This is a genomic window from Caulobacter endophyticus, from assembly GCF_003116815.1.
In the GTDB taxonomy this organism is placed as follows: Bacteria; Pseudomonadota; Alphaproteobacteria; order Caulobacterales; family Caulobacteraceae; genus Caulobacter; species Caulobacter endophyticus.
This window is the reverse complement of sequence record NZ_QDKQ01000050.1, coordinates 15,377-39,790: the sequence shown is the minus strand read 5'-3', so window position 1 is coordinate 39,790 and position 24,414 is coordinate 15,377. Positions and strand designations below refer to the sequence as shown.

The window sequence follows — 24,414 nt, the reverse complement described above, 5'->3', positions numbered from 1 at the left end:
CCCCGGCTCCGGCCGCCGCGCCCGCCGCCGAGGCCCCCGCGGCCGCGCCGGCCCCGGCCGCCATTCGCGGCGACGCCGTGAAGTCGCCGATGGTCGGCACCGCCTACCTCTCGCCGCAGCCCGGCGCCGACGCCTTCATCAAGGTGGGCGACACCGTCTCGGCCGGCCAGACCCTGCTGATCGTCGAAGCCATGAAGACCATGAACCCGATCGCCGCCCCCAAGGCCGGCAAGATCGTCGAGATCCTGGTCGCCGACGCCCAGCCCGTCGAGTTCGGCGAGCCGCTCGTCGTCATCGAGTAAGCGCCATGTTCGACAAGATCCTCATCGCGAACCGGGGCGAGATCGCGCTCCGGGTTCACCGCGCCTGCAAGGAAATGGGCATCGCCACCGTGGCGGTCCACTCCGAGGCCGACCGCAACTCGATGTGGGTGCGCCTGGCCGACGAGAGCGTGTGCATCGGCCCCGCACCGGCGGCCAAGAGCTATCTCAACATCCCGTCGATCATCGCTGCGGCCGAGATCACCGGCGCCCAGGGCATCCACCCCGGCTACGGCTTCCTGTCGGAGAACGCCCGCTTCGCCGAGATCGTCGGCGCGCATGGCTTCACCTTCATCGGCCCCAAGCCGGAACACATCCGGATGATGGGCGACAAGATCACCGCCAAGCAGGCGGTGAAGGACGCCGGCATCCCGGTCGTTCCCGGCTCGGACGGCGGCGTATCAACCGAGGAAGAGGCCTTCGCGGCCGCCGACAAGATCGGCTTCCCGGTGCTGATCAAGGCCGCCGCCGGCGGCGGCGGTCGCGGCATGAAGGTCGCCCAGACACGTGACGACCTCGCCGAAGCGGTCGCCACCGCCCGCGCCGAGGCCCGCGCCGCCTTCGGCGACGACACGGTCTACATGGAGCGCTACCTCCAGAAGCCGCGCCACATCGAGCTGCAGGTCATCGCCGACAGCCACGGCAACGTGGTTCACCTGGGCGAACGCGACTGCTCGCTTCAGCGCCGTCACCAGAAGGTCCTGGAAGAAGCCCCCTCGCCCGCCCTGTCGGCCGAGGGTCGCGCCAAGATCGGCAAGATCGTCGTCGATGCGGTCAAGGCCATCGGCTACCTCGGCGTCGGCACCATCGAGTTCCTGTGGGAGAACGACGAGTTCTTCTTCATCGAGATGAACACCCGCCTGCAGGTGGAGCACCCGGTCACCGAAGCCATCACCGGCATCGACCTGGTGCGCGAACAGATCCGCATCGCCGCGGGCCTGCCGCTGTCGTTCACCCAGGCAGACGTCGTGTTCGAGGGCCACGCCATCGAATGCCGCATCAACGCCGAGAACGCCCGCACCTTCACGCCCTCGCCAGGCACGGTGACGGACTTCCACGCGCCCGGCGGCCTGGGCGTGCGCCTGGATTCGGCGATCTACACCGGCTACGCGATCCCGCCCTACTACGACAGCCTGATCGGCAAGCTGATCGTCCACGGTCGCGACCGCGCCGAGTGCATCGCGCGCCTGAAGCGCTGCCTGGGCGAAATGGTCGTCGGCGGCGTCGAGACCACGATCCCGCTGTTCCAGGACCTGCTGGTGCAGCCCGACATCCTGGCCGGCGACTACGACATCCACTGGCTGGAACGCTGGATCAAGTCGCAGGGCTAAGGCCTTATCTTGGTCGGCCCCGGAGTGCTCCGGGGCCGACTGAGACGATCGGAACCCACTGACGCGCATGGACGACGCCTTCGGCCTCGACGATCTCGTCGCCTGCTACGAACGCGGCGTCTTCCCCATGGCCGACGCGCGCCATGACGAACGCCTCTTTCTCATCGATCCCCAATGGCGCGGCGTGCTTCCGCTCGACGCCATGCACATTCCCCGTCGCCTGGCCCGCACCGTGCGATCGGAACCCTTCGAGCTGCGCGTCGACACCGCCTTCGACGCCGTGGTCGAGGCCTGCGCCTCGTCGCGCCCGGGCCGCCTGGAGACCTGGATCAATGCTCCGATCCAGAAGATGTACGGCATGCTCTACGCCGCCGGCCGCGCCCACAGCGTCGAGTGCTGGCAGGACGGCGAGCTGGTCGGCGGGCTCTACGGCGTCTCGCTGGGCGGGGCCTTCTTCGGCGAGAGCATGTTCTCGACCGCCCGCGACGCCAGCAAGGTGGCGCTGGTGCATCTGGTCGGCCGGCTGAACGTCGGCGGCTACCGCCTGCTCGACACCCAGTTCATCACTGATCACCTGGCGCAGTTCGGCACGGTCGAGATCTCGCGCGCCGACTACAAGCGCCGGCTCGCCAAGGCCCTGACGGCCCAGGCCGATTTCTACTTGCTGGGGCCGGCTGCGACCGGGGCCGACGTCTTGCAGGCGATCAGCCAGGCGTCATAGACCGGATGCTCCAGCGGGTTCAGGCCCGGGGAGCTGGCGTACATCCAACCCTTGAACACCTGGCGTCCGGCCGGCGCAGCGCGACCGGGCAGAGCCTTGGGCTGGGTGTCGATGGTCAGGTAGGCGATCTGGTCGGGCGCCAGCTCGTCGGCGGCCGTGACCTCGCAGGCCCGAGCGGTGAACACCAGGGTCTTGTAGCGGATCGGCTGGCCCACCGGCACCTCGAACCGCATGGTCTCGGTCGTGACCTTGTCCAGCGCCTGGATGATGGCCACGCCATAGCGTCCGCGCTTGGCGGGTTCGGCGGGCTTGGCTGGAGTCGTGGCGACCGGCTTGGCGGGCACGGGATCGGCCGCCGGCGGCGGCGCGGGTTCGGGCGGCGGGGCGGCGTTGGACGGCGCTTGCTGCTGGACGACCGGCTTGGGCGCCGGGGCGACCGGCGCGGGCTGGGCCGCTGGCGGCGTTGCGGCGGCCGGAGCCTGCTGCACGGGCCGCGCCTGTTGCGGAGCGGCCTGCAGCGCCCAGGCGGCGCCGACGGCGAACGGAACCGCGGCGACCAGGATCGCCGCGCCCTGCAGGCTGCGCCGCTTGAAGCTCATCTTATTCCGGCGACCAGGACTGATAGTCGCTGGTGGCGACGGCGCGTTCGCCGCCGCGGCCGATGGCGCCTTTCGGACGCCAGGCGTGGACCGTGCCGGTCAGGTTCGGCAGGTGGTCCTTCTCCCATGCGCGACGCTTCAGCGGCGCCTGGGTCGGCGGCTCGTCGAAGGTGTAGTGCAGCCAGCCGCTCCAGTCCGGCGGAACCTTCGAAGCCTCGGCGTAGCCGTCATAGATCACCCAGCGACGCTTGCGGTCGTCATAGCTGTCCTTGTTGTCGCGGGCTTCGAAGTAGCGGTTGCCGTACTCGTCCTTACCCACGAACACGCCCCGGCGGGAAATGTGGAAGCGCTGACCCAGGGTCGCTCCGTTCCACCACGTGAAGATCGCTTTCAGCACTGCGCGGCACCCAATCTAGCAAAGGCCTTCGCGACCGAAAAAGCGCGGCGCGAAGCGGGCGGACTATAGGTCGCCGCGCCCTCAGCGTCCAGCCAAGCCGTCGCCGATCACCGCTTCAAGATGTTGTGGACAGCATCGCGCTCAGACCCAACATCTATTGATGGTTACCGACCAGCGGTTTAGGGTTGACACCATGACGAAGCACCCGCCGCGGAATCGGCCCATGCGCTTTGAACGACTTTTCGCCGGCCGAGCGCCGGAAATCGACCTGCGCGAGATCGAGCGGCCCGACCGCTTCGTGGAAATCCTTGCGCCGATCGGCTGGCCTGACGCTCGCGTCGAGGCCTGGCTGGACTGGGCTGCGATCGCCGCGCCAGGCCCGGCCGACAACGAATCCGCTCTCGACGGCGCGCCCGAGCGCTACGCCGCCCGCCTGGCCAGCGCCGGTCGCAACGCGGGGCTCTTCGCCTCGGAAGCCGACGCCCGGGCCTTCGCCGCCGATATCGTCGACAGCCTGATGGCCGGAATCGCCGCGCCGACCGTGGGGGCGCCCGCCCTGCCCTCGCCTCTGCACGTTTCAGCCATCGAGTTCCGGGCCGCCGCCGCACAGCATGTCGGCAAGGCGCGCGCCGATCGCCTGGCTCGCGAATCCGCCGCTCAGCTGGAAACGGCCCTGACGGCCGTCACCGACGCCGTCCTGCGCTGCGAGGGCGACGCCCGCGCCTGCGCCGATCCGGCCCGCAACGTCGCCCTGGCCCGCGCCGCCCAGAAGGCCCGGGCCGCCGGCGCCAGCGACGCCAGCATCGCCGACGCCGTAGCCTTGGCCGGCGCCCCCGGCTTCTCCACCTTCCCGGCCGAACCCGCCCCGATCGCGCTGCTGCTGGCCCTGGCCGAATCCACCGACGTGGCCGCCGGCGACGAGTTCGCCGCCCTTGCCGCCCGCGTCAGCTGGGAAACCGGCGGCGTGGTCCTGGCCCTGTCGCCAACCGACGCCGAAGCCCTGGCTACCGGTACGAGCGCCCGCGCGGCCGTCAACGCCGCCGCCTTCCTCGACGAGGACGGCTTCGACTCTGCAGGCTTCCGCCACGCCGTGCGCCTCTGGACCACAGCCCTTGAACTCGAACGGCCCGCCGACGGCGGCGTCGCGCTTGGCCTCGCTGGCGTCGGCGACTGGTTGCTGGCCCAGGGCCTGTCTCCCGCCGAGGACGCCGGACGCGACGCCGCCGCCGCGCTGTGGGCGCTGACCGCTGGCGAGGCCTTGAGCGCTTCCGCTGCGGTCGCCGGGGCGCTGGGCCCGGCCGAAGCCTATACCGTCGAGGCCGACCGGATCATCGCCGGCCTGGCCGAGCGCGCGGCCTCCGCCGCCGCGCTGACGGGACCGCTGGCCGCAGAGGCTGCGGCTACGCTGAAGGCCTCCATTGCCGCTGCCCAGGCCCATGGCCTGCGCGGAACGGGCGTGGTCGCCTCCTTCGAAGACTCCGAGACCGCCCTGCGCCTTGGCGCCCGCCCTGGCCTCGACGCCGGCTGGAGCCTGATCCAGACCTCGGAGACCAGCGACGGCTTCGCCGTGCCGCAGTTTTCCGCCGCCGCTCAGGCTGCCTTGCAATCGATCGACATTGACCTCGACGCAGTGCGCCTGAACGCCCTGGGCAGCGGCTCGCTGGAAGAGGCCCCCGGCGTCGACCATCGCGCCCTGGCCGCCGTCGGATTCACCGCCCACGAGATCGCCCTGGCCGAAGCCGCCTTGCGCGCCGGCCACGACCTGCGCGCGGCCTTCGCGCCGGCCATCGTCGGCGCCGACTTCATAGGCGACGTGCTGGGCGCCTCGCGCGAAGCCCTGGCCGATCCGGCCTTCGACACCCTGGCCTTCGCCGGCTTCGCGCCGGAAGCCGTCGCCGAAGCCCAGGCGCACGCGGTGGGGTCCGGCCGCCTGTTCGACTGCCCCGCCCTGCCCGCCGAGATCCAGGATCTGCTGCGCGCCTTCGAGGCCCCGGCCCAGGCCGATCGCATCGCCTTCACGGCGGCCGTGGAAGCCTTCGCCTGCGCGCCGCAGCCGCTGGCCCTGATCGCGCCGTTCGACGCGCGCCCTGCGGACCTGCTGCGTCTTCAGGCCTCGGCCGCACGCGCGGGCGTACGCGCCCTGAAGCTGTCGCGCGCCGCCGCGCCCGCCGACTTCGCCCTCGACCTGCCCGAAGCTCAGGTCGAAGCGCCGCGCTCCAGGACTCCCGAGCCGATCATCACTGAACGCGTGGTCGAGAAGGTGATCGAGCGCCAGCGCGAGCGCCGCAAGCTGCCCGATCGCCGCAAGGGCTACATCCAGAAGGCGGCCGTGGGCGGCCACAAGGTCTATCTGCACACCGGCGAGTACGAGGACGGCGAGGTCGGCGAGATCTTCATCGACATGCACAAGGAAGGCGCCGCCTTCCGGTCGTTGATGAACAACTTCGCCATCGCGATCTCGATCGGCCTGCAATACGGCGTGCCGCTGGACGAGTTCGTCGACGCCTACGTCTTCACCAAGTTCGAGCCGGCCGGGCCGGTGACGGGCAACGACTCGATCAAGTCGGCGACGTCGATCCTCGACTACATCTTCCGCGAGCTCGGGGTTTCGTATCTGGGCCGCGACGACCTGGCCAACGGCGACCCGCAGGAATTCAACGCCGACGGCCTGGGCCGCGGCAAGTCCGCCGACGTCGAGGACGAGGCCGAGGAACCGGCGCCTCTGCCCGCCTCGAAGTTCATCTCCAAGGGCTTCTCGCGCGGCGCCACGCCCGACAATCTGGTGTTCGCCGCCTTCGGTCGCCGCAAGGACGACGCGGCCAAGGCCAGCGCGCCCGCCGACCAGGCCGACATCTGCCCGGCTTGCGGCGACGTGGCCCTGAGCCGCAAGGGCGGCCTGGTGGTCTGCGAAAGCTGCAACGGCCAGGCCGAACGGCCCTCTCCGCGCGGCTGAGTTTCCGGCGCGGGACTTGCTGTGGTCGCGACAAGTCCCGTATGTCGCCCTTTCCATCGCTCAGGACGCGTGCCGAAATGAAACCTCTGGCCCTCCTCACCGCCGCCGCACTGTCGGCCCTGATGCTCGCCGGTCCCGCCCTGGCGCAGAACGCCGGCCAGATCGCCAGCGTCCGTCGTGGCGCCGACTGCCCGCGCTGCAACCTGTTCCAGGCCGACCTGTCGGGCCTGACCCTGAAGGCCAAGAACCTGTCCGGCGCCCGCCTTCGGCAATCGGACCTGTCGCTGGCGGTGATGGGCCGGACGCGCTTTACCGGCGGCGACCTGCGCGACGTCAACGCCTATGGCGGCGTCTTCGGCGGCGCCAGCTTCGCCAGGACCGACCTGACCAACGCCACCTTCGTCGGCGCCTATCTGGAGGGGGCCAGCTTCGCCGGCGCCAACCTGTCGGGCGTCAACTTCTCGGGCGCCGAAATGGACCGCGCGAGCGGCCTGACCCAGGCGCAGCTGAACCGCGCTTGCGGCGACCCGTCGACGACGCTGCCGCGCGGCCTGTCGATTCCCCGCTGCCGCTGATCGGCCCAGCGCCTGGTCCCGTCGCGCAGATGGCGCATCGAGCCGTCGGCGGCATCATGACGCGAAAAAGCCCTCCGAGCTGCATGGCCGGAGGGCTTTGCCTTTCAGGCGCTGGCCGCCGGATCCTTACACCTTGATAGGCGGAGCCGTGCGGATGTGCAGTTCCTTGAGCTGCTTGTCGAGCACGCCCGCCGGCGCGTTCATCAGCAGGTCCTGGCCCTGCTGGTTCAGCGGGAAGGCGATGACTTCGCGGATGGCGACCTGCTCGGCCAGCAGCATGACGATGCGGTCGATGCCGGGGGCCAGGCCGCCGTGCGGCGGGGCGCCGAAGCGGAAGGCGTTCAGCATGCCGCCAAACTGCTCCTCGACCACTTCGGGGCCGTAGCCGGCGATCTCGAAGGCCTTGAGCATGATCTCGGGCTTGTGGTTCCGGATCGCGCCCGAGCACAGCTCGTAGCCGTTGCAGACGATGTCGTACTGGTAGGCGCGGATGGTCAGGGGATCCTGGCCTTCCAGGGCTTCCAGGCCGCCCTGCGGCATCGAGAAGGGGTTGTGCGAGAAGTCGACGCGCTTTTCGTCCTCGTTCCACTCGAACATCGGGAAGTCGACGATCCAGCAGAACTTGAACTGCTCTTCGGCGACCAGCTTCAGCTCCGTGCCCACGCGGGTGCGGGCCAGGCCCGCGAACTTGGCGAACACGGCCGGATCGCCGGCCACGAAGAAGGCGGCGTCGCCCTGGCCAAGGCCCAGGCTTTCCATCAGCGCCTGGGTCGGCTCGCCCAGGTTCTTGGCGATCGGGCCGCCCCAGCCGCCCTGGTCTTCCGACCAGAACACGTAGCCAAGGCCCGGCTGGCCTTCGCCCTGGGCCCAGCTGTTCATGCGATCGCAGAAGGCGCGCGAACCGCCGGTCGGGGCCGGGATGGCCCAGATGGCGTTCTTGGCGTCGGCGCCGAGGATCTTGGCGAACAGGCCGAAACCGCCGTCACGGAAGTGTTCGGAGACGTCGGCCATCTTGATCGGGTTGCGCAGGTCCGGCTTGTCGCTGCCGTACCAAGCCATCGACTGGGCGTAGGTCAGGCGCTCGAAGCCCTTGTGCTCGAGCGTCGCGCCGAAGTCGTTGGTGAAGGTGTGGGTGTCGCTGATCGGCGACACCGGCTTGCCGTTCGAGAACTCCTCGAAGACGCCGTGCATGACCGGCTCGATGGCCGCGAACACGTCCTCTTGCGTCACGAAGCTCATCTCGACGTCGAGCTGGTAGAATTCCAGCGAACGGTCGGCGCGCAGGTCTTCGTCGCGGAAGCACGGGGCGATCTGGAAGTAGCGGTCGAAGCCCGAGACCATCAGCAGCTGCTTGAACTGCTGGGGCGCCTGCGGCAGGGCGTAGAACTTCTCGGGATGCAGGCGCGAGGGCACCAGGAAGTCGCGCGCGCCTTCCGGCGACGACGCCGTCAGGATCGGCGTCTGGAACTCGTTGAAGCCCTGGGCGAACATGCGGTTGCGGATCGACTGGATCACGCGCGAGCGCAGCACGATGTTCTTGTGCAGGGTCTCACGGCGCAGGTCGAGATAGCGGTGCTTGAGGCGGATCTCTTCGGGATAGTCCGGCTCGCCGAAGACCGGCAGCGGCAGTTCGTCGGCGGTCGACAGCACTTCCACGTCGGTGACGCGGATCTCGATCTCGCCGGTCGGCAGGTTCGGGTTCACCACGGCAGCGTCGCGGGCGATGACCTGGCCGTCGACGCGGATCACGCTCTCGGCGCGCAGGCGCTCGACGATGGCGAAGCCGGGGGTTTCGGGATGCAGGACCAGCTGGGTCAGGCCGTAGTGGTCGCGCAGGTCGATGAAGACCAGGCCGCCATGGTCGCGCTTGCGGTGGATCCAACCCGACAGACGCACATTGGCGTTGGTGTCGCTGGCCCGAAGAGCGCCGCAGTTATGGGTGCGATAGGCGTGCATCGTGGTCATGAAAGGCTTCGAAACGCGTTGATTTGTAAGGCGCGGAAAGGCGCATGCGGGGGCGTTTATGTCAAGGATTCTGAGGGCGTTGGCGGATCTGGACCTTTGAGCTGGCGCGCGGCGCAAGGCCCCTCCGGCCCGTTCCTCCAGATGCTCCCCCTGAAGGGGGAGCTGTCGCGGAGCGACTGAGGGGGAAGGGATAGCTGCGTCGGGGATGTGCTGACCTCATCAGACACTTCCCCCTCCGGCCCTGCGGGCCACCTCCCCCTTCAGGGGGAGGATCTTTGGGCGCGACTTCGCAGTCTCCCGCGCGATAGCGCGTTAGTTCGGGGAGGCGCGGAGCGGCCGGGCGGAGCCCGGAGACCGTGTGTTTGTTTAGCGTTTCGGCTTCGTCGACCGCTCCGCCGCATCATTTGTCTCGGAGGGGCCAGAGGCGCGGGTGATGTTTCAACCCAAGGGCCAGCCTTTCCCCCGGACGGGCAGGACCAATAGCCCCGCGGTGATCCGGCGCGGCCTCGGCTGATCCTGTTAGGCCGGTTTGACGATCCCGGCCCTGTCGACCCGCAAGCTTGTCCAGGAAGGCTTCGCAGGGCCCCGGATCTATCCACGGACAGACCCTCTCCCGCCTTCCCGATACCCGCCTTGCGGCCCCGCTCGATGCGGTCCTCGCCACGCTTGGGCCGGTACCAAGAGCCCTCCCCATGGCGGGGACTATGTGATTATGCACTAGGGCTGAGCGCGTCTGATAAGTTTGGGTGAGAAAGTTGTAGGGCGTTGGATTGGTTGGGGTCTTTGACGAACTCGCCGTGGATGGAGCGGCGTCTATCCCCGTGCGGCCCACAACTCCGTCCAATCCCCGCGAAAGCGGGGACCCAGGCTTTTTCTGAAGCCCGGGGCGCTCGACGATAAAACACCTGGGTCCCCGCTTTCGCGGGGATTTGCGGGTGGGGGTGCGCCTCAGTAGCAACTTCCCCCTCCGGCCCTCCGGGCTGCCTCCCCCTTCAGGGGAGGATCAAAACAAAAACGGCGGGTTCTTGCGAACCCGCCGTTCTCGTTTCAGCTTGCGTCGTCGGCGGTCAGGCCGAGGCGGCGCCGCCCTTCTTCTCAGCATAGATCAGCAGCGGCTGGGCGCGGCCTTCGACGACCTCGGCGTTGACCACCACTTCCTCGACGCCCTCGTAGTTGGGCAGTTCGAACATGGTCTCCAGCAGGATGCCTTCCATGATCGAACGCAGGCCGCGGGCGCCGGTCTTGCGGGCGATGGCTTTCTTGGCGACCTGGTGCAGGGCGTCCTCGGTGAAGGTCAGGCCGATGTTCTCCATCTCGAACAGGCGCTGGTACTGCTTGACGAAGGCGTTCTTCGGCTCGGTCAGGATCTTCACCAGGGCAGCCTCGTCGAGGTCTTCCAGGGTGGCGATCACCGGCAGACGGCCGATGAATTCCGGGATCAGGCCGAAGCGCTGCAGGTCGTCGGGCTCCACGCCACGCAGGATCTCGCCGGTGCGACGGTCTTCCGGATCGGCCACCTTGGCGCCGAAGCCGATCGACTTGGCCGAGCCGCGCGCCGAGATGATGCGCTCGAGGCCGGCGAACGCGCCGCCGCAGATGAACAGGATGTTCGTCGTGTCGACCTGCAGGAATTCCTGCTGCGGATGCTTGCGCCCGCCTTGCGGCGGCACGGAGGCGACAGTGCCTTCCATGATCTTCAGCAGGGCCTGCTGCACGCCCTCGCCCGAGACGTCGCGGGTGATCGACGGGTTGTCGGACTTGCGGCTGATCTTGTCGATTTCGTCGATGTAGACGATGCCGCGCTGGGCGCGCTCGACATTGTAGTCGGCGGCTTGCAGCAGCTTGAGCACGATGTTCTCGACGTCTTCGCCCACATAACCGGCTTCGGTCAGGGTCGTGGCGTCGGCCATCGTGAACGGCACGTCGATGATTCGGGCCAGCGTCTGGGCCAGCAGCGTCTTACCCGTACCGGTCGGACCGACCAGCAGGATGTTCGACTTGGCCAGTTCCACGTCGTTGTTCTTCGAGGCGTGGTTCAGGCGCTTGTAGTGGTTGTGCACCGCGACCGCGAGCACCTTCTTGGCGTGACCTTGGCCGATCACGTAGTCGTCCAGGACTTCGCAGATCTCGCGAGGCGTCGGAACGCCGTCCTTGGACTTCACGAAGGCGATCTTGTGCTCTTCACGGATGATATCCATGCAAAGCTCGACGCATTCATCACAGATGAACACGGTAGGTCCGGCGATGAGCTTGCGCACTTCATGTTGGCTCTTTCCGCAGAAAGAACAGTACAGGGTGCTCTTGGCGTCGCCGCTGGCGGCTTTCGTCATGGTCGCTTCTCACGCTAGGGCGGATACGGCGAAAGCCGCTACCGCCGACTCCCAACGCGTATCCCGCCACCGAAGCAACAGGATACCCAGGGGGAGTTGTCTAATCCTTGACATTCCCCGATCCGAACGCGCGGCACAAGCCTTGGAGCCCGTTTCCGGCGCCAAGTTCGTGGATGTTTCGGTTCTGACCATGGGATTCCATCCCTAGATGGGACGACTGTAGGCCAAAGCAAGCGTTCCGTGGGCTGCGGAACATCGCCGCAGCCTCTAATCTTTCTGCAAGCGTGCGGAATCGTGCTGCAAGCGACGCCGCAAGAAGGAGTTCGCCCGATGGGCGGAGACGAGATGGCCGAGATTCACGAGACGTCGCCCGAGGGCCCGCAGGACGCTCACGCCCCGACGCACACCGAAGCCAGCCCGCCGCTGGTGGCCTTCGACTTCGACGGCACCCTGACGGTGCGCGACAGCTTCACGGCCTTCCTGAAGTGGCGCGTGAGCAGCGGCCGCTGGACCATGGGCATGATCCGCCTGGCGCCGGCCGCCCTCTCCTACCTGTTCCACCGCGATCGCGGCCGCATCAAGGCCGCGGCGATCCGCGAGTTCCTGAAGGGCGTGCCGCAGGAGCGGCTTGAGGCCCAGGCCCGCACCTTCGCCGAGACCCACGCCCAGAGCCTGTTCCGCCCCGACGCCCTGGCGGTGTGGCGGCGCTGGCGGGCGCAGGGCGCGAAGATGGTGATCGTCACCGCCTCGCCCGACGTGGTGGTGGCTCCGTTCGCGCGCGGCATCGGCGCGGATCTGCTGATCGGCACCAAGCTGGCCTACGACCTGAACGGCAAGGTGATCGGCGGCCTTTCAGGTCCCAATTGCCGGGGCCCCGAGAAGGTGGTGCGCCTGCGCGAGACGTTCGGCGAGCGCGTGAAGCTGGCCGCCGCCTATGGCGACACCTCGGGCGACACCGAGATGCTGGCCATCGCCCAGGAGCGCGGCTACCGCATCTTCAAGGGCAAGCCGGTCTAGAACACAGATCCTCCCCCCGGAAGGGGGAGGTGTCGGCGAAGCCGACGGGGGGATGTGGCTCGTGAGCCAGCAGTCCCTCTCGACGTCAGCAGTAACTTCCCCCTCCGGCCCTTCGGGCTGCCTCCTCCTTCAGGGGGAGGATCCTTGCTGACGTCGCTACTCCACGCTGGCCCCGGCCGACGCCAACCCCGGGGCCTGGGTGCTGACCGACAGGCTGCCGATCGCCGAATAGGCCTGGTCGAAGACGGCGCGCTGATCATCGTCCAGGGCCCTGTAGAACCGCCCCATCACCTTCACCCGCCGCTGCTCGACGGCCAGTTGCTCGCGTTGCAGTGCAAGGCCCGCGCGGGCCTTGGCCAGGGGGGTCTCGTCCTCCGGCGCGGCCACCGCCAGGACCATGCCGGCGGGCCTGGCGGTGGAGGCCAGGATGAACTCGCGCCAGCGGGCCTGCTGGGCCGGCGTCAGAGAGAGGTTCTGGCGCAGCGTGGCCAGGCCCGCGGTCACGCCGTCCTGCAGCAGGCGGTCGGAGACGATCTGCTGCACCTGCTCGGGGCTGACGCCGACGCGCAGGGTGGCGATCCCGTGGCGCGGGGTCTGATCGGACAGCCCCTGGGCGTTGGCGGCCGCGCCAGCCAGGGCCAGGAAGGCCGCGAGGGCCGAGAACAGCGAAAGACGGCGACGCAGGGTCATGGCCGGGCTCCGGAGGATGAGGATCGTCATGCGATCCTTGTCGCCGCCCTGCCCGGCCGATCTGGGGCCGGTTTGTTTCACCCAATCGCCCGCCCATGGCCAAAGCGGGACCATCGCTACGGCAAAAAAAAGCCGCCGACCATTCGGCCGGCGGCTCGTTCCTGCGTCCCGCGTGAAGCGTTACGCGCCGGCTTCCGAGGTTTCGCGGTTCTCGTTGATCTGGTCGATCAGGCCCCAGGCCTTGGCTTCCTCGGCGCTCATGAAGTTGTCGCGATCCAGGTCGCGCTCGACTTCCTCATAGGTGCGGCCGCAGTGCTTGACGTAGATCTCGTTCAGGCGACGCTTGGTCTTCGAGATGTCCTCGGCGTGGCGCATGATGTCCGAGGCCTGGCCGCGGAAGCCGCCCGACGGCTGGTGGACCATGATGCGGGCGTTCGGCAGGGCGATGCGCTGGCCGGGCGCGCCGGCGCAGAGCAGCAGGCTGCCCATCGAGGCGGCCATGCCCATGCACACCGTCGTCACCGGGCTCTTGATGTATTGCATGGTGTCGTAGATCGCCAGGCCCGAGGTCACCACGCCGCCCGGCGAGTTGATGTACATGGCGATTTCCTTCTTGGGGTTCTCGGACTCCAGGAAGAGCAGCTGTGCGCAGATCAGCGAGGCCATGCCATCCTCGACCGGGCCGGTCAGGAAGATGATCCGCTCCTTGAGCAGGCGCGAGAAGATGTCGAAGGCGCGTTCGCCGCGGCTGGTCTGCTCGACCACCATCGGAACCAGGTTCATCGCCGTCTCGACCGGATCGTACATCATGTGGGGTTCGCCCTTCTCGAAATGTCTTTGCGGGCGCGAATCACCGTCGCGCCAGCGCTCCTGACGCATATCGCGTGGCGCTTAACAGGTTGCAAGGCGCCGGCCCCAAACGAAACTGCGCAAAAGAAAAGGCGCGGACCTTGCGATCCGCGCCTTTCTATCGGCTTCCCGAAGGAGCGATGGCCTTAGCCGCCGTAGCCTTCCGGCAGGTCGTCTTCTTCAAGGAGCTCTTCCTTGGAGACGGCCTTTTCCTCGATCTTGGCCTTGCCGAAGATCAGGTCGACGACCTTGTCTTCATAGATCGGGGCGCGCAGCGAGGCCTGCAGGTCGGCGCGCTGGCGGTACATGTCGAACACCTGCTGGGCCTGGGCGCCATACTGGCGGGCTTCGCGGACGATCGCTTCGTTCAGTTCCTGGTCGGTGACGACGACGTCGTTCTTGCGGCCGATCTCGGCGAGCACCAGACCCAGGCGCACGCGGCGCTCGGCGATCTTCTTGTACTCGTCCTGCAGTTGCTCTTCGGTCTTGTCGGCGTCTTCCGGCGGCAGGCCGCCTTGGGTCTTGTCGGCCTGGACCTGCTGCCAGATGCCGGCGAACTCAGCTTCGACCATGCGCGGCGGCAGGGCGAAGTCGTGCTTGCTGTCCAGCACGTCCAGCAGGGCGCGCTTGAGCTTGAAGCGCGAGCTGTTGGTGTAGCGGCCTTCCAGGTTGGACTTCATCAGGTCCTTCAGGGCGGCCAGGTCGGCCAGGCCCAGGCGCTTGGCCAGCTCGTCGTCGGCTTCGGCGTCAACCGGGGCGCGGACTTCCTTCACGGTGGTGGCGAACTCGGCGTCCTTACCGGCCAGCTCGGCGGCCTGGTAGTCTTCCGGGAACTTCACCTTCACGGTGACGACGTCTTCCGGCTTGGCGCCGACCAGTTGCTCTTCGAAGCCCGGGATGAACTGACCCGAACCGAGCACCAGCTCGGCGTCGTTGGCCGTGCCGCCGGCGAAGGCGACGCCGTCGATGGTGCCGACGAAGTCGATCAGCAGCTGGTCGCCGTCCTTGGCCTTCAGGCTCTTGCCCTTGCGCGGCTCGTAGGTGCGAGCCTGCTTGGCCAGCTCGGCCAGGGCCTCTTCGACTTCCGAATCCTCGATCTGGTAGACCGGCTTGACCAGCTCGATGGTCGACGGATCGATCGGCTCGAACTCCGGCATGATCTCGACGGCCAGCTCGAAGGCCAGGTCCTCGCCGCCGGCGATGACCTTGTCCATGTCGGAGGTCGGCTTCAGGTCGGGCTGACCGGCCGGACGCAGCTTGTTGTCGTCCAGGATCTTCTGGGTGGTCTCGTTGAGCGTCTGCTCGATGACTTCGCCCATCAGGCCCTTGCCATACAGGCGACGCACGTGCGCGGCCGGCACCTTGCCCGGGCGGAAGCCCTTGACGTTCATCTGGGGGGCGACTTCGGCGATCCGGGTCTCGAGACGCGTGGCCAGCTCACTCGCGGGCACCGTAACGCCGTAAACCCGGCTGAGGCCTTCGCCCGACTTTTCAACGATCTGCATCGACATTCTTAGCTTCTCGGATCCGGGCGTCCGCGCCCGTCGTCCGCCCCAGGGGTCAAAAAATCATAGCCGCCCACGTCACCGGGGCGGCGAAAGAGCGCCCTTATGTCACGACACTTCGCGTCGATCAAAGGGTATGGCGTCGCCGCGCGCAAAACGCTGCGCGCGGCGACATGGTGCGGATGAGAGGACTCGAACCTCCACGCCTCTCGGCGCTGGAACCTAAATCCAGTGCGTCTACCAGTTCCGCCACATCCGCGTGGTGGCGAGCCTTAGCCGTCGTCGGCAAAGATTTGAAGTGTCCGCGAAGAATTTTCACAACTTGCGGAACTGCATTCGGGCGACGTCGTTTTCATCGTGTCCCGCCGAGCGTAACGCCACGGGACATTAACCGGCCCGGGCCTTGCCCCCCCGACTGACGCCCGGGCCGGTTTTCCCCCTCCACCACGGGGCTTCGCCAGCGCTACTCAGCCGCGCTTGAACTCTGGTGGATTCGCACGCAACCTTTCCCCATCAGCGACGGTTAACTACGCCATAGCGTAGGAGAACAGCGTATGCGGACGATCGAGGTCAGCCAGACCGAGGCGGGATGGGAAGTCACCTGCGACCGTCAGGTGGTGTTCACCGATTCCGTCGAGCAGAGATCGTTCCAGGCCGCGCTCGACTACGGCAGCCGGCTGTTCGACGAAGGCGTGCGCGCCGAGATCGTGCTGCATCGCCTGGAAGCCTGACGCCCCGCTCCCGCCTGTCCGAAGCGCGGGCGCGCCGCCGCATCCCCTTGCGGTCGCGAGCCTGGGTCTTTAAAGCCAAGCCTGCATCAAGAGTTGGGCTCGCCCAACGCCAACCTGCTTCCCGAGCAAGGTGGCGCCCCGTCGGGGGGATGCGGCCGCGACGGCAACGAAACGGGTGATCCCTAGGAAAGCGTCGCGCGTCTTGGTTTTTGACGGACGGACGCTGCCATGCCCATCAAGATTCCCGACAACCTGCCGGCCCGCGCCTCGCTGGAAGCCGAAGGCCTGTCGTTGATGGCCGACACCGAAGCCGCCCGCCAGGACATCCGCCCCCTGCGCATCGGCCTTCTGAACCTGATGCCCGATAAGCCCACCACCGAGCGGCAGTTCGCCCGCCTGCTGGGAGCCAGCCCGCTGCAGATCGAGCTGTCGCTGATCCAGTTGTCCAGCCACTCGCCCAAGACCACCTCGGCCGAGCACATGCTGGCCTTCTACCGCCCCTGGAACGAAGTGCGGCACGAACGCTTCGACGGCCTGATCGTCACTGGCGCGCCGGTCGAGACCCTGCCGTTCGAGGAGGTCGGCTACTGGGACGAGCTTTCCCGGATCTTCGACTGGACGCAGACCCACGTGCACGCCGGCCTCGCGGTCTGCTGGGGCGCGCAGGCTGGGGTCCGGCACTTCCATGGCGTGCCCAAGCACGTCCTGGCCGACAAGCGCTCGGGCGTGTTTTCTCACGCCAACCTGGCGCCGGCCTCTCCCTATCTGCGGGGCCTGGCTGACGAGATCGACATTCCGGTGTCGCGCTGGACCGAGGTCCGGCCCGAGGATCTGCCGGCCGACGGCAGCTTGCGAGTGCTGCTCGATTCAGAGGAATCGGGCCTGTGCCTGCTGGAGGACGTGCGCCGCCGCTGGCTCTACATGTTCAACCACCCGGAATACGAGACAGGCACCCTGGCGGCCGAATACGCCCGCGACCGGCTGATCGATCCGGCTACGCCGCCGCCGGCCCACTACTTTCCGGGCGACGACCCAAGCCGCCCTCCCCGCAACCGCTGGCGCAGCCACGCCCATCTGCTGATCGGCAACTGGCTGAACGAGGTCTATCAGACAACGCCGTTCGAGCTGGAGACGATCGGGGCCTAGCCTCGGAAAGGCCCTCCCTACGGGAGCGCTTCTTCACGAGCGTCCCATAACCTCTTGAGCACTGTCGGCGCCAGGCCCGGCAAGTCTTCGGCGATCAGTCCGGGGCCATGGATCGCCGCGCATTCGGCGTGGATCCAGGCTCCGGCGCAGGCGGCGTCGAAGCTGGCCATGCCCTGGGCCGCGAGGCCCGCGATGAAGCCGGCCAGCACGTCGCCCGAACCGGCCGTGGCCAGCCAGGGCGAGCCGTTGAGGTTCACGGCCGTTCGGCCGTCGGGCGCGGCGATCACGGTGTCGGGGCCTTTCAGCAGCACGATCGCTCCCGCCAGGCGGGCGGCTTCTCGGGCGGCGGCGATACGCTCGGGCGAGGCCTTGAGCAGGCCAGGAAACAACCGTTCGAACTCGCCCGGGTGCGGCGTCAGCACATCGTCGCGGTCGAGGCGTGCGAATAGCTCGTCGGGGGCGTGGGCGAAACTGGTCAGGGCGTCGGCGTCGACGACCAGGGCCGCGCCAGTGCCGGCCAGGGCCGTGAGATTGCGCGCCGTCGCCTCGCCCACCCCGGCGGCAGGGCCGATGACGGCGGCGGCGGCGTGGGCGGCCCGGTCGGCCAGTTCGGCGTCGGTCTCGAACGGGGCCAGCATCACGGCCTCCAGGTGGGCGGCGTTGACCGCCAGGGCGCCCGGCGGCGAAAGCAAGGTGACCACGCCCGCGCCGATCCGCAGGCCGGCCCGCGCCGACAGCCGCGCCGCGCCGGTGCTCCAGGCCTCGCCGCTGACCACCACCAGGCGACCGCGCGCGTGCTTGTGGGCGTCGTTCGACGGCCAGGGGAACCGGGCGCCCCACAGGCCGGGATCGTTCTCGGCCAGATCACCGGCGCCGGACACGGCCAGACCGATATCGACCACCTCCACCTCGCCGCAGGCCGCGCGGCCCTGAGCCAGCACGTGGGCCGGCTTGCGGCGATGGAAGGTGACGGTCAGGGCGGCTGCGAACGCTGCGCCGCCCAAGGGCTTGCCGGTGTCGCCATGGACCCCGCTCGGCGTATCGATGGCGACGATGCGGGCCGACAGCCCCTCGGCGGCTCGCGCCAGCTCTTCCGCCAGCCCCTCCAGGGGTCGCGACAGTCCGGCGCCGAACAGGGCGTCGATATAGAGTTCGGCCGGGGAGATGGCAGGGTTCAGCGGATGGACCTCGCCACGCCAGCGCTCCGCGGCCCAACGGCAAGAGGGCGAGGCCGGCGACGCCAGGGCCTCGACTCGCACCGGCCAGCCGCGACGCTTCAGATGGCGGGCGATGACGTAGCCGTCGCCGCCGTTGTCGCCGGGACCGCACCAGACCACGACGGGACGGCGCGACCAGCGCGCGCGGATCGCCTCGGCCGCGCCCCTGCCGGCCCGCTCCATCAGGGTGGTCGCCGGCGTTCCAGCCGCAACCGCCGCCGCATCGGCCGCCTTCATCTCGTCGACGGTCATGATCTGGCGGGGCGACACGGGGTCTCCATCAAAGAACGCCGGTGGAGGCTTCCTTGCCTTTCTCGACCAGCCGCAGGCCGTTGTCGACGACTTCGAAGACGGTGACGCTGACGTGGTCGGGCCGGAAGGCCATCACCGCACGGGTCCCCTGCGCCGCAGCGACGGCGGCGTTGAGGGCGACGAAGTGGCTGAAGACGGCGCATCCCTCGTATCGCGCCAGAGCGCCGGCGACCTCCGCCGTCCAGACCTGGTAGTCGCGATCGCCCTCGATATCGCCCCAGTCGCCGGCGAAGGCCTGTCTCAGCCAGTCCGGACGCTGCTCGGACGTGACCGCCGCTGGGGTAGGAATCTCGCCGACGGCCGGTTCGATCTCGACCGCAACGCACAGGATCTGCGCCAGCGGCGCGGCGGTCTCGCGGCAACGGCGAAGCGGTGACGACACGACGCGCGTTGGACGCTCGCCAACCGGCAAGGCGGCGAGGATCGCGGCGACCGCCCTCGCCTGCTCCCGCCCGGTCTCGTCGAGACCCGGATCGTCGTCCTGGCCGCCCCAGGCCGCCGCCGGCTTGCCGTGGCGAATGACGTGGACGCGGCCCATCAGGCGGCGTCCGGCGTGAAGAGGTTGCGCACGCCGTCGGGATGCGGCCCGACCGCGCCCGTGCGCCCGACGCCCTCGCGGCTCTCCAGATCGGCCAGGACCTGCGCGTCCTCGGGGGTGTTGGCCACGAAGCGCGCGCCGTCCTGCGTGCGGCCGATGACGATGCCCATGCGCGGGCCCTGGCGGGTGTGGACGACGGTATAGGTCTCGATCGTGGCGCGGCCTTCCGGCTTCTCAGCGATCGGCGGATGCGGCAGGGCGTCGATCTGCTTCTGGATCACCGCCGGATCCTCGCGCCGCCATTCCCCCTCGAACGGCCGCGTGGAATAGACGCCCACCGACTGCTTGGTCAGGAACCAGCCGTTGGCGGTCGACAGGCCCCAGGCGCCGGGCCGCTCGCGCAGGCGCTCCATCAGCCGCGCCACGGCGTGGAGGCTGTAGTTGTTTCCCGGTCCGCCGAAATAAGGCAGGCCGCCGGTGACGGTCAGGCCGCGTGGATCGTCGAGCGCGATACCCAGTTCCTCGGCCGCCACCTGCACCGCCGAAGGGAAGCAGGAATAGAGGTCGATCAGGTCCAGGTCGTCGAGCCCGATGCCGGCCATCTGAAGCGCGCGCTGGCCGGTCAGGCGGATGGCGGGGCTGGAATGGAAGTCCTGGCGCTGCAGCGGATACCAGAGGTCGGCGGCATCGGCGCACCCGTGCAGGAACACCCAGCGGTCTTCCGGCACGCCCAGTTCACGCGCCATGCCGACGCTGGCCACCAGCACGGCGGCTGACTGGTCCACCTCCATGATGGCGTTGAGGTATTTGGGATACGGATAGCCGACCATGCGGTTGCGCTCGGTCACTGTGACCAGTTCCTCAGGAGAGCGCTCGACCGGGAACCACGCCTCGGGATCGGCGGCGGCGACCTTGGTGAAAGGCGAGAACAGCGCGCCCAGCCGCGCCTGGTGGTCGCGAAGGCTTCGGCCGTCACGGCCCCGCAGCGCGTTCTCGAAAAGGGGATAGGTGTTGACCGGATAGCCCAGGCCGTGGGCGGCTTCCTGCCTGGTGACCCCCGGGCGCGGATCGCCGATGCGGGCGGGCTTTGTGTCGAGCTCGTCGGCCCAGCCGTCAAAACCCAGGCCGTTCTTCATCCGCTTCATCAGCGAACCGAGGAATTCCGCGCCGGTCACCAGGCCCAGCTGCGACTCGCCGCGGGCGATGCGCTCGGCCAGGACGTTGATCGCCTGCTGGGGGCTGTTGCCGCCGGTCTCGGTATAGACCGCCCAGGCCGGATCGGCGCCGATCGCCCGCGCCAGGCTGGCCGGCGGATCCGACAGGCGAGGAAGCGGCAGTTTCGAAAGACCGCCCGGGGCGTCGATGCTGAACGCTACGACCGCAAGAGCGTCCAAACGCGCAAGAACCGTCCCTTCCAGCCCAGCGTCGGCGACAGCTCGTTTCGCCGCAATCTTCAGCAATTCCAGCGGCGGAAGCGAATTTTCGGCGGGGCCGCGAAATGTGAACTGGCCCGCGCCGATCAAAACCGGCGTGTCGTCACGCATGTTCACCCCTGTTCAAACGATCGTTTTCTCGATCCTAGGCAGCTATCGGGGCGCGACAAGGCCGTTTCCGGCCGCAATTCCGAAATGCGCATTTTTCAATCAAACGACGCCCAGTATTTGCACATATGCCTGAATGCACGACGGAACCGCGACAATCGCGGGAACCCCGACTTGTAGCGCTCCGGGCGGCGTGATCCTTGCCGCTCAAAGTCAGAGGCCATGCGCCGTTGGGCGCGGAAGAGACCGATGAAAAAGATCGAAGCCGTCATCAAGCCGTTCAAGCTGGATGAGGTCAAAGAGGCGCTCCAGGACATGGGCGTCCAAGGGATGACCGTTCTGGAAGCCAAGGGCTACGGACGCCAGAAGGGCCACACCGAGCTCTATCGTGGCGCCGAGTACGTCGTGGACTTCCTGCCCAAGATCAAGCTGGAGGTCGTCGTCGAGGACAGCCAGCTCGACGCCGCCCTCGAGGCGATCACCAACGCCGCCCGCACGGGCCGCATCGGCGACGGCAAGATCTTCGTCTCGGAGATCACCGAAGTCATCCGCATCCGGACCGGCGAAACCGGCCCGTCCGCCGTCTAGCCCACGGCCTTACGCCTTACGACTTTCTCGCTCAAAGGGGATATCAATGAGCACCGCCAAGGAAATCCTGGACCTGATCAAGGAAAAGGACGTGAAGTACGTCGACGTCCGCTTCACGGACGTTCGCGGCAAGATGCAGCACGTCACCTTCGACATCGACCTGGTCGACGATGAGTTCCTGAACGACGGCACCATGTTCGACGGCTCGTCGATCGCCGGCTGGAAGGCCATCAACGAGTCGGACATGAAGCTGCGTCCGGACCTGAGCTCGGCCATCATCGACCCGTTCTACCAGCAGACCACCCTGGCGCTGTTCTGCGACGTCGTGAACCCGGACGACGGCACCCCCTACAACCGTGACCCGCGCTCGATCGCCAAGGCCGCGCTGAACTACGTAAAGTCGGCGGGCGTGGGCGACACCGTCTACTTCGGCCCGGAAGCCGAATTCTTCATCTTCGACGACGTGCGCTGGTCGACCGCCCCGCACGACACCAGCTACTCGTTCGACTCGACCGAGCTGCCGGTGAACTCGGGCAAGGCCTATCCGGAAGGCAACATGGGTCATCGCCCGGGCCCCAAGGGCGGCTACTTCCCGGTGAACCCGGTCGACTCGGCCCAGGACCTGCGCGGCGAAATGCTGGCCGTCATGGGCGAGCTCGGCATGAAGCCGGAAAAGCACCACCACGAAGTGGCGCCGGCCCAGCACGAACTCGGCCTGAAGTTCGACACCATGGTCACCATGGCCGACCGCATGCAGCTCTATAAGTACGTGATCCACAACGTGGCCCACGCTTACGGCAAGACGGCCACCTTCATGGCCAAGCCGATGTTCGCCGACAACGGCTCGGGCATGCACGTTCACCAGTCGATCTGGCAGGACGGCAAGCCGCTGTTCGCCGGCGACAAGTACGCCGGCCTGTCGCAGGAGTGCCTGTGGTACATCGGCGGCATCATCAAGCACGCCAAGGCCATCAACGCCTTCTCGAACTCGACCACCAACAGCTACAAGCGCCTGGTGCCGGGCTACGAAGCTCCGGTGAAGCTGGCCTACAGCTCGCGCAACCGCTCGGCCTCGATCCGCATCCCGCACGTCGATTCGCCCAAGGCCAAGCGCATCGAAGCCCGCTTCCCGGATCCGATGGGCAACCCGTACCTGACCTTCGTCGCCCTGCTGATGGCCGGCCTTGACGGCATCATCAACAAGATCGACCCGGGCGCGGCCGCCGACAAGAACCTCTACGACCTGCCGCCCCGCGAGCAGAAGAAGATCCCGGAAGTCTGCGGCAGCCTGCGTGAAGCCCTGGAAAGCCTGGACAAGGACCGCGCCTTCCTGAAGGCCGGCGGCGTCATGGACGACGACTTCATCGACAGCTACATCGAGCTGAAGATGGAAGAAGTGATGCGTCTGCAACTGCACCCGCACCCGGTCGAATTCGAGATGTACTACAAGTGCTAAGCCGAAAGGCCTGAGTACGGAAAAGGCCCGGAACATCAGTTCCGGGCCTTTTCTTTTGGGCGCTGTCCTGGCGTCGGCGAGGTCAGGCGTCGGCTTGGGCGATCTCGTCGCGGAACTCGTCGGCGGAGATGAACGAAGCGCCTTCCTCATCCAGCACCCACGCGCCCTTGAAGGCGGCATGGCTCGGGTCGAGATCCGCATCGAGCAGGTCGCCCTCATAGAGGCCGACATTGGTGTAGTCGAAATCCAGCGACAGCTGGCTGGCGAGATCGAGCATCTCGTCGGCCATGCGGCGGGCGTAGCCCACGGCTTCGCTCTCGCTCGAGAACTCGTCGGTAAGGGTGTTCACCTCCGCTGAATCGCTGCCTTGGGTCGCGCTGGTGGTGACAATGGTGAAGGCCGGCATGGTCATCTCTCGAAGGTGTTGAACCCCACACCTAATCCCATTCGCCGGGAAGAGCGGCCATATTTTGAAAAACCTTTGGCTCAGGCGCCGCCGCGGGCGTCCTTGCGCGCAGTGCGGTAGCTTTTCTGGGCCTTGCCCAGGCGCCTGCGCTCGGCGTCCTTGAACGCCCGGGCCGCCTTTTCCTCCACCGCGGCCAGTTCCTGGGCGAGCTTGCGGAAGTGTTCCCAGCGCTTGGGGTCGAGGTCCCCGCTCAGGATGGCGCCCTGTACTGCGCAGCCAGGTTCGTTGGCATGGCTGCAGTCGCCGAACTTGCAGGTTTCCGCCAGGCGCTCGATGTCGTCGAATACCTGGCTCACGCCTTCGTCGGCCTCGACCAGCCCCACTTCGCGGACGCCGGGCGTGTCGATGACAAGGCCGCCGCCGGGCAGCAGGGCCAATTCGCGATGGCTGGTGGTGTGGCGGCCGCGGTCGTCGGCCTCGCGGATCGACTGGGTGGCCATGCGCCGCTCGCCCAGCAGGGTGTTGACCAGGGTGGACTTGCCGACGCCCGACGAGCCGATCAGCACGCAGGTCTCGCCGGGGGCCAGGTGGGCCAGCAGGGCGTCAAGGCCCAGCCCTTCGCGGGCGGAGACGATCACCACCGGGCAGCCGGCGGCCAGCGCCTCGACATCGGCGGCGAGCGAGGCCGCCTCGGCGCAGATGTCCGACTTCGTCAGCACGACAACGGGGCGCGCGCCGCTCTGCCAGGCGGCGGCCAGATAACGCTCGATCCTGCGCGGATTGAGGTCGCCGTTCATCGAGGTGACGATGAAGGCCAGGTCGACATTGGCGGCGACCACCTGCGGGGTCTGCACGCTGTCGGCGGCCCGGCGAACCAGGGCGGTGCGGCGCGGCACGACGGCCTGGATGGTGGCGGTGCGCTCGGCCAGGTTCATCGACAAAGCCACCCAGTCGCCGACCGCCGGGTGGCCGGCCTCCTGGGCTTCATGGCGCAGGCGGCCGGAGAGCTTGGCGCGCACCTCGCCTTGGGCCGTAACCACCAGATAGCCGTTGCGCTGCTGGACGACGACGCGGCCGGCCGCATGGCCGGCGCGCGCGTGAGGCTCGAAAGCCTTCTCCAGCCGGTCAGACCATCCGTATTGCTCGATCAAGTTGGACTTCCATAAGCCAGCGATCCGTCGCCGCCCCGCCTAGCAGCAAAACGGCACGCGCCGAAAGCCGGATCGC

The 24,414-nt window shown here is 67.9% G+C and carries 22 protein-coding genes, 1 tRNA gene and 1 riboswitch; of the genes, 10 read left to right on the top strand and 13 right to left on the bottom strand.

The annotated features are described in order from the left end of the window. The 3 genes from accB to aat form a co-directional block, all read left to right on the top strand. On the top strand, positions 1-302 hold a 302-nt coding region (gene accB / locus DDF67_RS13660; protein ID WP_109101422.1), incomplete at its 5' end, for an acetyl-CoA carboxylase biotin carboxyl carrier protein. 5 nt (positions 303-307) lie between these two features. After that, positions 308-1,651 (top strand): acetyl-CoA carboxylase biotin carboxylase subunit, encoded by a 1,344-nt coding sequence (gene accC / locus DDF67_RS13655; RefSeq protein WP_109101421.1) that lies wholly within the window; start codon positions 308-310, stop codon positions 1,649-1,651. Positions 1,652-1,718: 67 nt separating this feature from the next. Then, on the top strand, positions 1,719-2,372 hold the full coding sequence (gene aat, locus DDF67_RS13650; RefSeq protein WP_109101420.1) for a leucyl/phenylalanyl-tRNA--protein transferase: 654 nt from the start codon (positions 1,719-1,721) through the stop codon (positions 2,370-2,372). Here aat and DDF67_RS13645 read toward each other — a convergent pair. Together DDF67_RS13645 and DDF67_RS13640 are read right to left on the bottom strand one after the other, a co-directional pair. After that, entirely contained in the window at positions 2,309-2,971 is a 663-nt protein-coding gene (locus tag DDF67_RS13645) for a DUF2155 domain-containing protein (protein ID WP_109101419.1), read from the bottom strand. The genes aat and DDF67_RS13645 overlap by 64 nt on opposite strands. 1 nt (position 2,972) lies before the next feature. Continuing rightward, on the bottom strand, positions 2,973-3,368 hold the full coding sequence (locus DDF67_RS13640; RefSeq protein WP_109101418.1) for an NADH:ubiquinone oxidoreductase subunit NDUFA12: 396 nt from the start codon (positions 3,366-3,368) through the stop codon (positions 2,973-2,975). 223 nt (positions 3,369-3,591) lie between these two features. Between DDF67_RS13640 and DDF67_RS25555 the strand changes: the two genes are divergently transcribed. Further along, complete coding sequence (locus DDF67_RS25555; RefSeq protein WP_158278051.1) at positions 3,592-6,321, top strand: TSCPD domain-containing protein; 2,730 nt, start codon at positions 3,592-3,594, stop codon at positions 6,319-6,321. Between the two features lie 77 nt (positions 6,322-6,398). Beyond that, positions 6,399-6,896 (top strand): pentapeptide repeat-containing protein, encoded by a 498-nt coding sequence (locus tag DDF67_RS13630; RefSeq protein WP_109101417.1) that lies wholly within the window; start codon positions 6,399-6,401, stop codon positions 6,894-6,896. 126 nt (positions 6,897-7,022) lie between these two features. On the opposite strand, the gene aspS is transcribed toward DDF67_RS13630, so the two are convergent. Beyond that, a complete protein-coding gene (aspS, locus tag DDF67_RS13625) occupies positions 7,023-8,861 on the bottom strand; it encodes an aspartate--tRNA ligase (protein WP_199229228.1) in 1,839 nt (612 codons plus the stop codon). A gap of 1,067 nt (positions 8,862-9,928) precedes the next feature. Then, positions 9,929-11,191: an ATP-dependent Clp protease ATP-binding subunit ClpX gene (gene clpX / locus DDF67_RS13620; RefSeq protein WP_101715701.1), complete on the bottom strand. Its 1,263-nt coding sequence runs from the start codon at positions 11,189-11,191 to the stop codon at positions 9,929-9,931. 330 nt (positions 11,192-11,521) lie between these two features. Here clpX and DDF67_RS13615 point away from each other — a divergent pair, with 330 nt between their 5' ends. Next, positions 11,522-12,208: an HAD-IB family hydrolase gene (locus DDF67_RS13615; RefSeq protein ID WP_233247658.1), complete on the top strand. Its 687-nt coding sequence runs from the start codon at positions 11,522-11,524 to the stop codon at positions 12,206-12,208. Positions 12,209-12,364: 156 nt separating this feature from the next. Here DDF67_RS13615 and DDF67_RS13610 read toward each other — a convergent pair whose 3' ends face one another. The 4 genes from DDF67_RS13610 to DDF67_RS13595 all read right to left on the bottom strand — a co-directional run bounded on the left by DDF67_RS13610 (position 12,365) and on the right by DDF67_RS13595 (position 15,511). Beyond that, positions 12,365-12,898: a Spy/CpxP family protein refolding chaperone gene (locus DDF67_RS13610; RefSeq protein ID WP_158278050.1), complete on the bottom strand. Its 534-nt coding sequence runs from the start codon at positions 12,896-12,898 to the stop codon at positions 12,365-12,367. Between the two features lie 180 nt (positions 12,899-13,078). After that, positions 13,079-13,708, bottom strand: a complete 630-nt coding sequence (locus DDF67_RS13605; RefSeq protein ID WP_109101415.1) for an ATP-dependent Clp protease proteolytic subunit — start codon at positions 13,706-13,708, stop codon at positions 13,079-13,081. 185 nt (positions 13,709-13,893) lie between these two features. Continuing rightward, positions 13,894-15,252 (bottom strand): trigger factor, encoded by a 1,359-nt coding sequence (gene tig, locus DDF67_RS13600; RefSeq protein ID WP_269845450.1) that lies wholly within the window; start codon positions 15,250-15,252, stop codon positions 13,894-13,896. 174 nt (positions 15,253-15,426) lie between these two features. Then, positions 15,427-15,511 (bottom strand) — tRNA-Leu (locus DDF67_RS13595). Positions 15,512-15,806: 295 nt separating this feature from the next. Here DDF67_RS13595 and DDF67_RS25550 point away from each other — a divergent pair. Both DDF67_RS25550 and DDF67_RS13590 read left to right on the top strand, forming a co-directional pair. Further along, positions 15,807-15,983 (top strand): hypothetical protein, encoded by a 177-nt coding sequence (locus DDF67_RS25550; RefSeq protein ID WP_158278049.1) that lies wholly within the window; start codon positions 15,807-15,809, stop codon positions 15,981-15,983. Between the two features lie 78 nt (positions 15,984-16,061). After that, positions 16,062-16,164: riboswitch (SAM-I-IV-variant riboswitch) on the top strand. A 47-nt stretch (positions 16,165-16,211) separates the two neighbouring features. Then, positions 16,212-17,129 carry a homoserine O-succinyltransferase gene (locus DDF67_RS13590; protein ID WP_109101413.1) on the top strand — a complete coding sequence of 306 codons (918 nt, stop codon included), beginning with the start codon at positions 16,212-16,214 and terminating at the stop codon, positions 17,127-17,129. Positions 17,130-17,146: 17 nt separating this feature from the next. Here DDF67_RS13590 and DDF67_RS13585 read toward each other — a convergent pair whose 3' ends face one another. The 3 genes from DDF67_RS13585 to DDF67_RS13575 are packed head-to-tail and all read right to left on the bottom strand — an operon-like array spanning position 17,147 to position 20,740. After that, positions 17,147-18,598, bottom strand: coding sequence for an NAD(P)H-hydrate dehydratase (locus tag DDF67_RS13585; RefSeq protein ID WP_109101424.1), 1,452 nt, complete (start codon positions 18,596-18,598; stop codon positions 17,147-17,149). Between the two features lie 28 nt (positions 18,599-18,626). Further along, complete coding sequence (locus DDF67_RS13580; RefSeq protein WP_109101412.1) at positions 18,627-19,196, bottom strand: histidine phosphatase family protein; 570 nt, start codon at positions 19,194-19,196, stop codon at positions 18,627-18,629. After that, complete coding sequence (locus DDF67_RS13575; protein WP_109101423.1) at positions 19,196-20,740, bottom strand: acetyl-CoA acetyltransferase; 1,545 nt, start codon at positions 20,738-20,740, stop codon at positions 19,196-19,198. Before DDF67_RS13575 ends, DDF67_RS13580 begins: the two co-directional genes overlap by 1 nt. A gap of 246 nt (positions 20,741-20,986) precedes the next feature. Here DDF67_RS13575 and DDF67_RS13570 point away from each other — a divergent pair, with 246 nt between their 5' ends. Then, positions 20,987-21,325: a P-II family nitrogen regulator gene (locus DDF67_RS13570; RefSeq protein ID WP_058350331.1), complete on the top strand. Its 339-nt coding sequence runs from the start codon at positions 20,987-20,989 to the stop codon at positions 21,323-21,325. A gap of 46 nt (positions 21,326-21,371) precedes the next feature. Next, positions 21,372-22,781, top strand: a complete 1,410-nt coding sequence (gene glnA / locus DDF67_RS13565; protein WP_101715712.1) for a type I glutamate--ammonia ligase — start codon at positions 21,372-21,374, stop codon at positions 22,779-22,781. Between the two features lie 82 nt (positions 22,782-22,863). Here the strand turns inward: glnA and DDF67_RS13560 are convergent, their stop codons facing one another. Further along, the gene (locus DDF67_RS13560) at positions 22,864-23,187 is read right to left on the bottom strand and encodes a hypothetical protein (protein ID WP_146198032.1); all 324 of its coding nucleotides are present in this window, start codon (positions 23,185-23,187) and stop codon (positions 22,864-22,866) included. 80 nt (positions 23,188-23,267) lie between these two features. Continuing rightward, the gene (rsgA, locus tag DDF67_RS13555) at positions 23,268-24,338 is read right to left on the bottom strand and encodes a ribosome small subunit-dependent GTPase A (RefSeq protein ID WP_109101410.1); all 1,071 of its coding nucleotides are present in this window, start codon (positions 24,336-24,338) and stop codon (positions 23,268-23,270) included. Positions 24,339-24,414: the final 76 nt, after the last annotated feature.

Bases quoted from the DNA above. Each gene is read 5' to 3' on its own strand.
- accC (WP_109101421.1), top strand. From the start codon at position 308: ATGTTCGACAAGATCCTCATCGCGAACCGGGGCGAGATCGCGCTCCGG.
- aat (WP_109101420.1), top strand. From the start codon at position 1,719: ATGGACGACGCCTTCGGCCTCGACGATCTCGTCGCCTGCTACGAACGC.
- DDF67_RS13645 (WP_109101419.1), bottom strand. From the start codon at position 2,971: ATGAGCTTCAAGCGGCGCAGCCTGCAGGGCGCGGCGATCCTGGTCGCC.
- DDF67_RS25555 (WP_158278051.1), top strand. From the start codon at position 3,592: ATGCGCTTTGAACGACTTTTCGCCGGCCGAGCGCCGGAAATCGACCTG.
- DDF67_RS13630 (WP_109101417.1), top strand. From the start codon at position 6,399: ATGAAACCTCTGGCCCTCCTCACCGCCGCCGCACTGTCGGCCCTGATG.
- aspS (WP_199229228.1), bottom strand. From the start codon at position 8,861: ATGACCACGATGCACGCCTATCGCACCCATAACTGCGGCGCTCTTCGG.
- clpX (WP_101715701.1), bottom strand. From the start codon at position 11,191: ATGACGAAAGCCGCCAGCGGCGACGCCAAGAGCACCCTGTACTGTTCT.
- DDF67_RS13615 (WP_233247658.1), top strand. From the start codon at position 11,522: ATGGGCGGAGACGAGATGGCCGAGATTCACGAGACGTCGCCCGAGGGC.
- DDF67_RS13610 (WP_158278050.1), bottom strand. From the start codon at position 12,898: ATGACCCTGCGTCGCCGTCTTTCGCTGTTCTCGGCCCTCGCGGCCTTC.
- DDF67_RS13605 (WP_109101415.1), bottom strand. From the start codon at position 13,708: ATGATGTACGATCCGGTCGAGACGGCGATGAACCTGGTTCCGATGGTG.
- tig (WP_269845450.1), bottom strand. From the start codon at position 15,252: ATGCAGATCGTTGAAAAGTCGGGCGAAGGCCTCAGCCGGGTTTACGGC.
- DDF67_RS25550 (WP_158278049.1), top strand. From the start codon at position 15,807: ATGCGGACGATCGAGGTCAGCCAGACCGAGGCGGGATGGGAAGTCACC.
- DDF67_RS13590 (WP_109101413.1), top strand. From the start codon at position 16,212: ATGCCCATCAAGATTCCCGACAACCTGCCGGCCCGCGCCTCGCTGGAA.
- DDF67_RS13585 (WP_109101424.1), bottom strand. From the start codon at position 18,598: ATGACCGTCGACGAGATGAAGGCGGCCGATGCGGCGGCGGTTGCGGCT.
- DDF67_RS13580 (WP_109101412.1), bottom strand. From the start codon at position 19,196: ATGGGCCGCGTCCACGTCATTCGCCACGGCAAGCCGGCGGCGGCCTGG.
- DDF67_RS13575 (WP_109101423.1), bottom strand. From the start codon at position 20,740: ATGCGTGACGACACGCCGGTTTTGATCGGCGCGGGCCAGTTCACATTT.
- DDF67_RS13570 (WP_058350331.1), top strand. From the start codon at position 20,987: ATGAAAAAGATCGAAGCCGTCATCAAGCCGTTCAAGCTGGATGAGGTC.
- glnA (WP_101715712.1), top strand. From the start codon at position 21,372: ATGAGCACCGCCAAGGAAATCCTGGACCTGATCAAGGAAAAGGACGTG.
- DDF67_RS13560 (WP_146198032.1), bottom strand. From the start codon at position 23,187: ATGCCGGCCTTCACCATTGTCACCACCAGCGCGACCCAAGGCAGCGAT.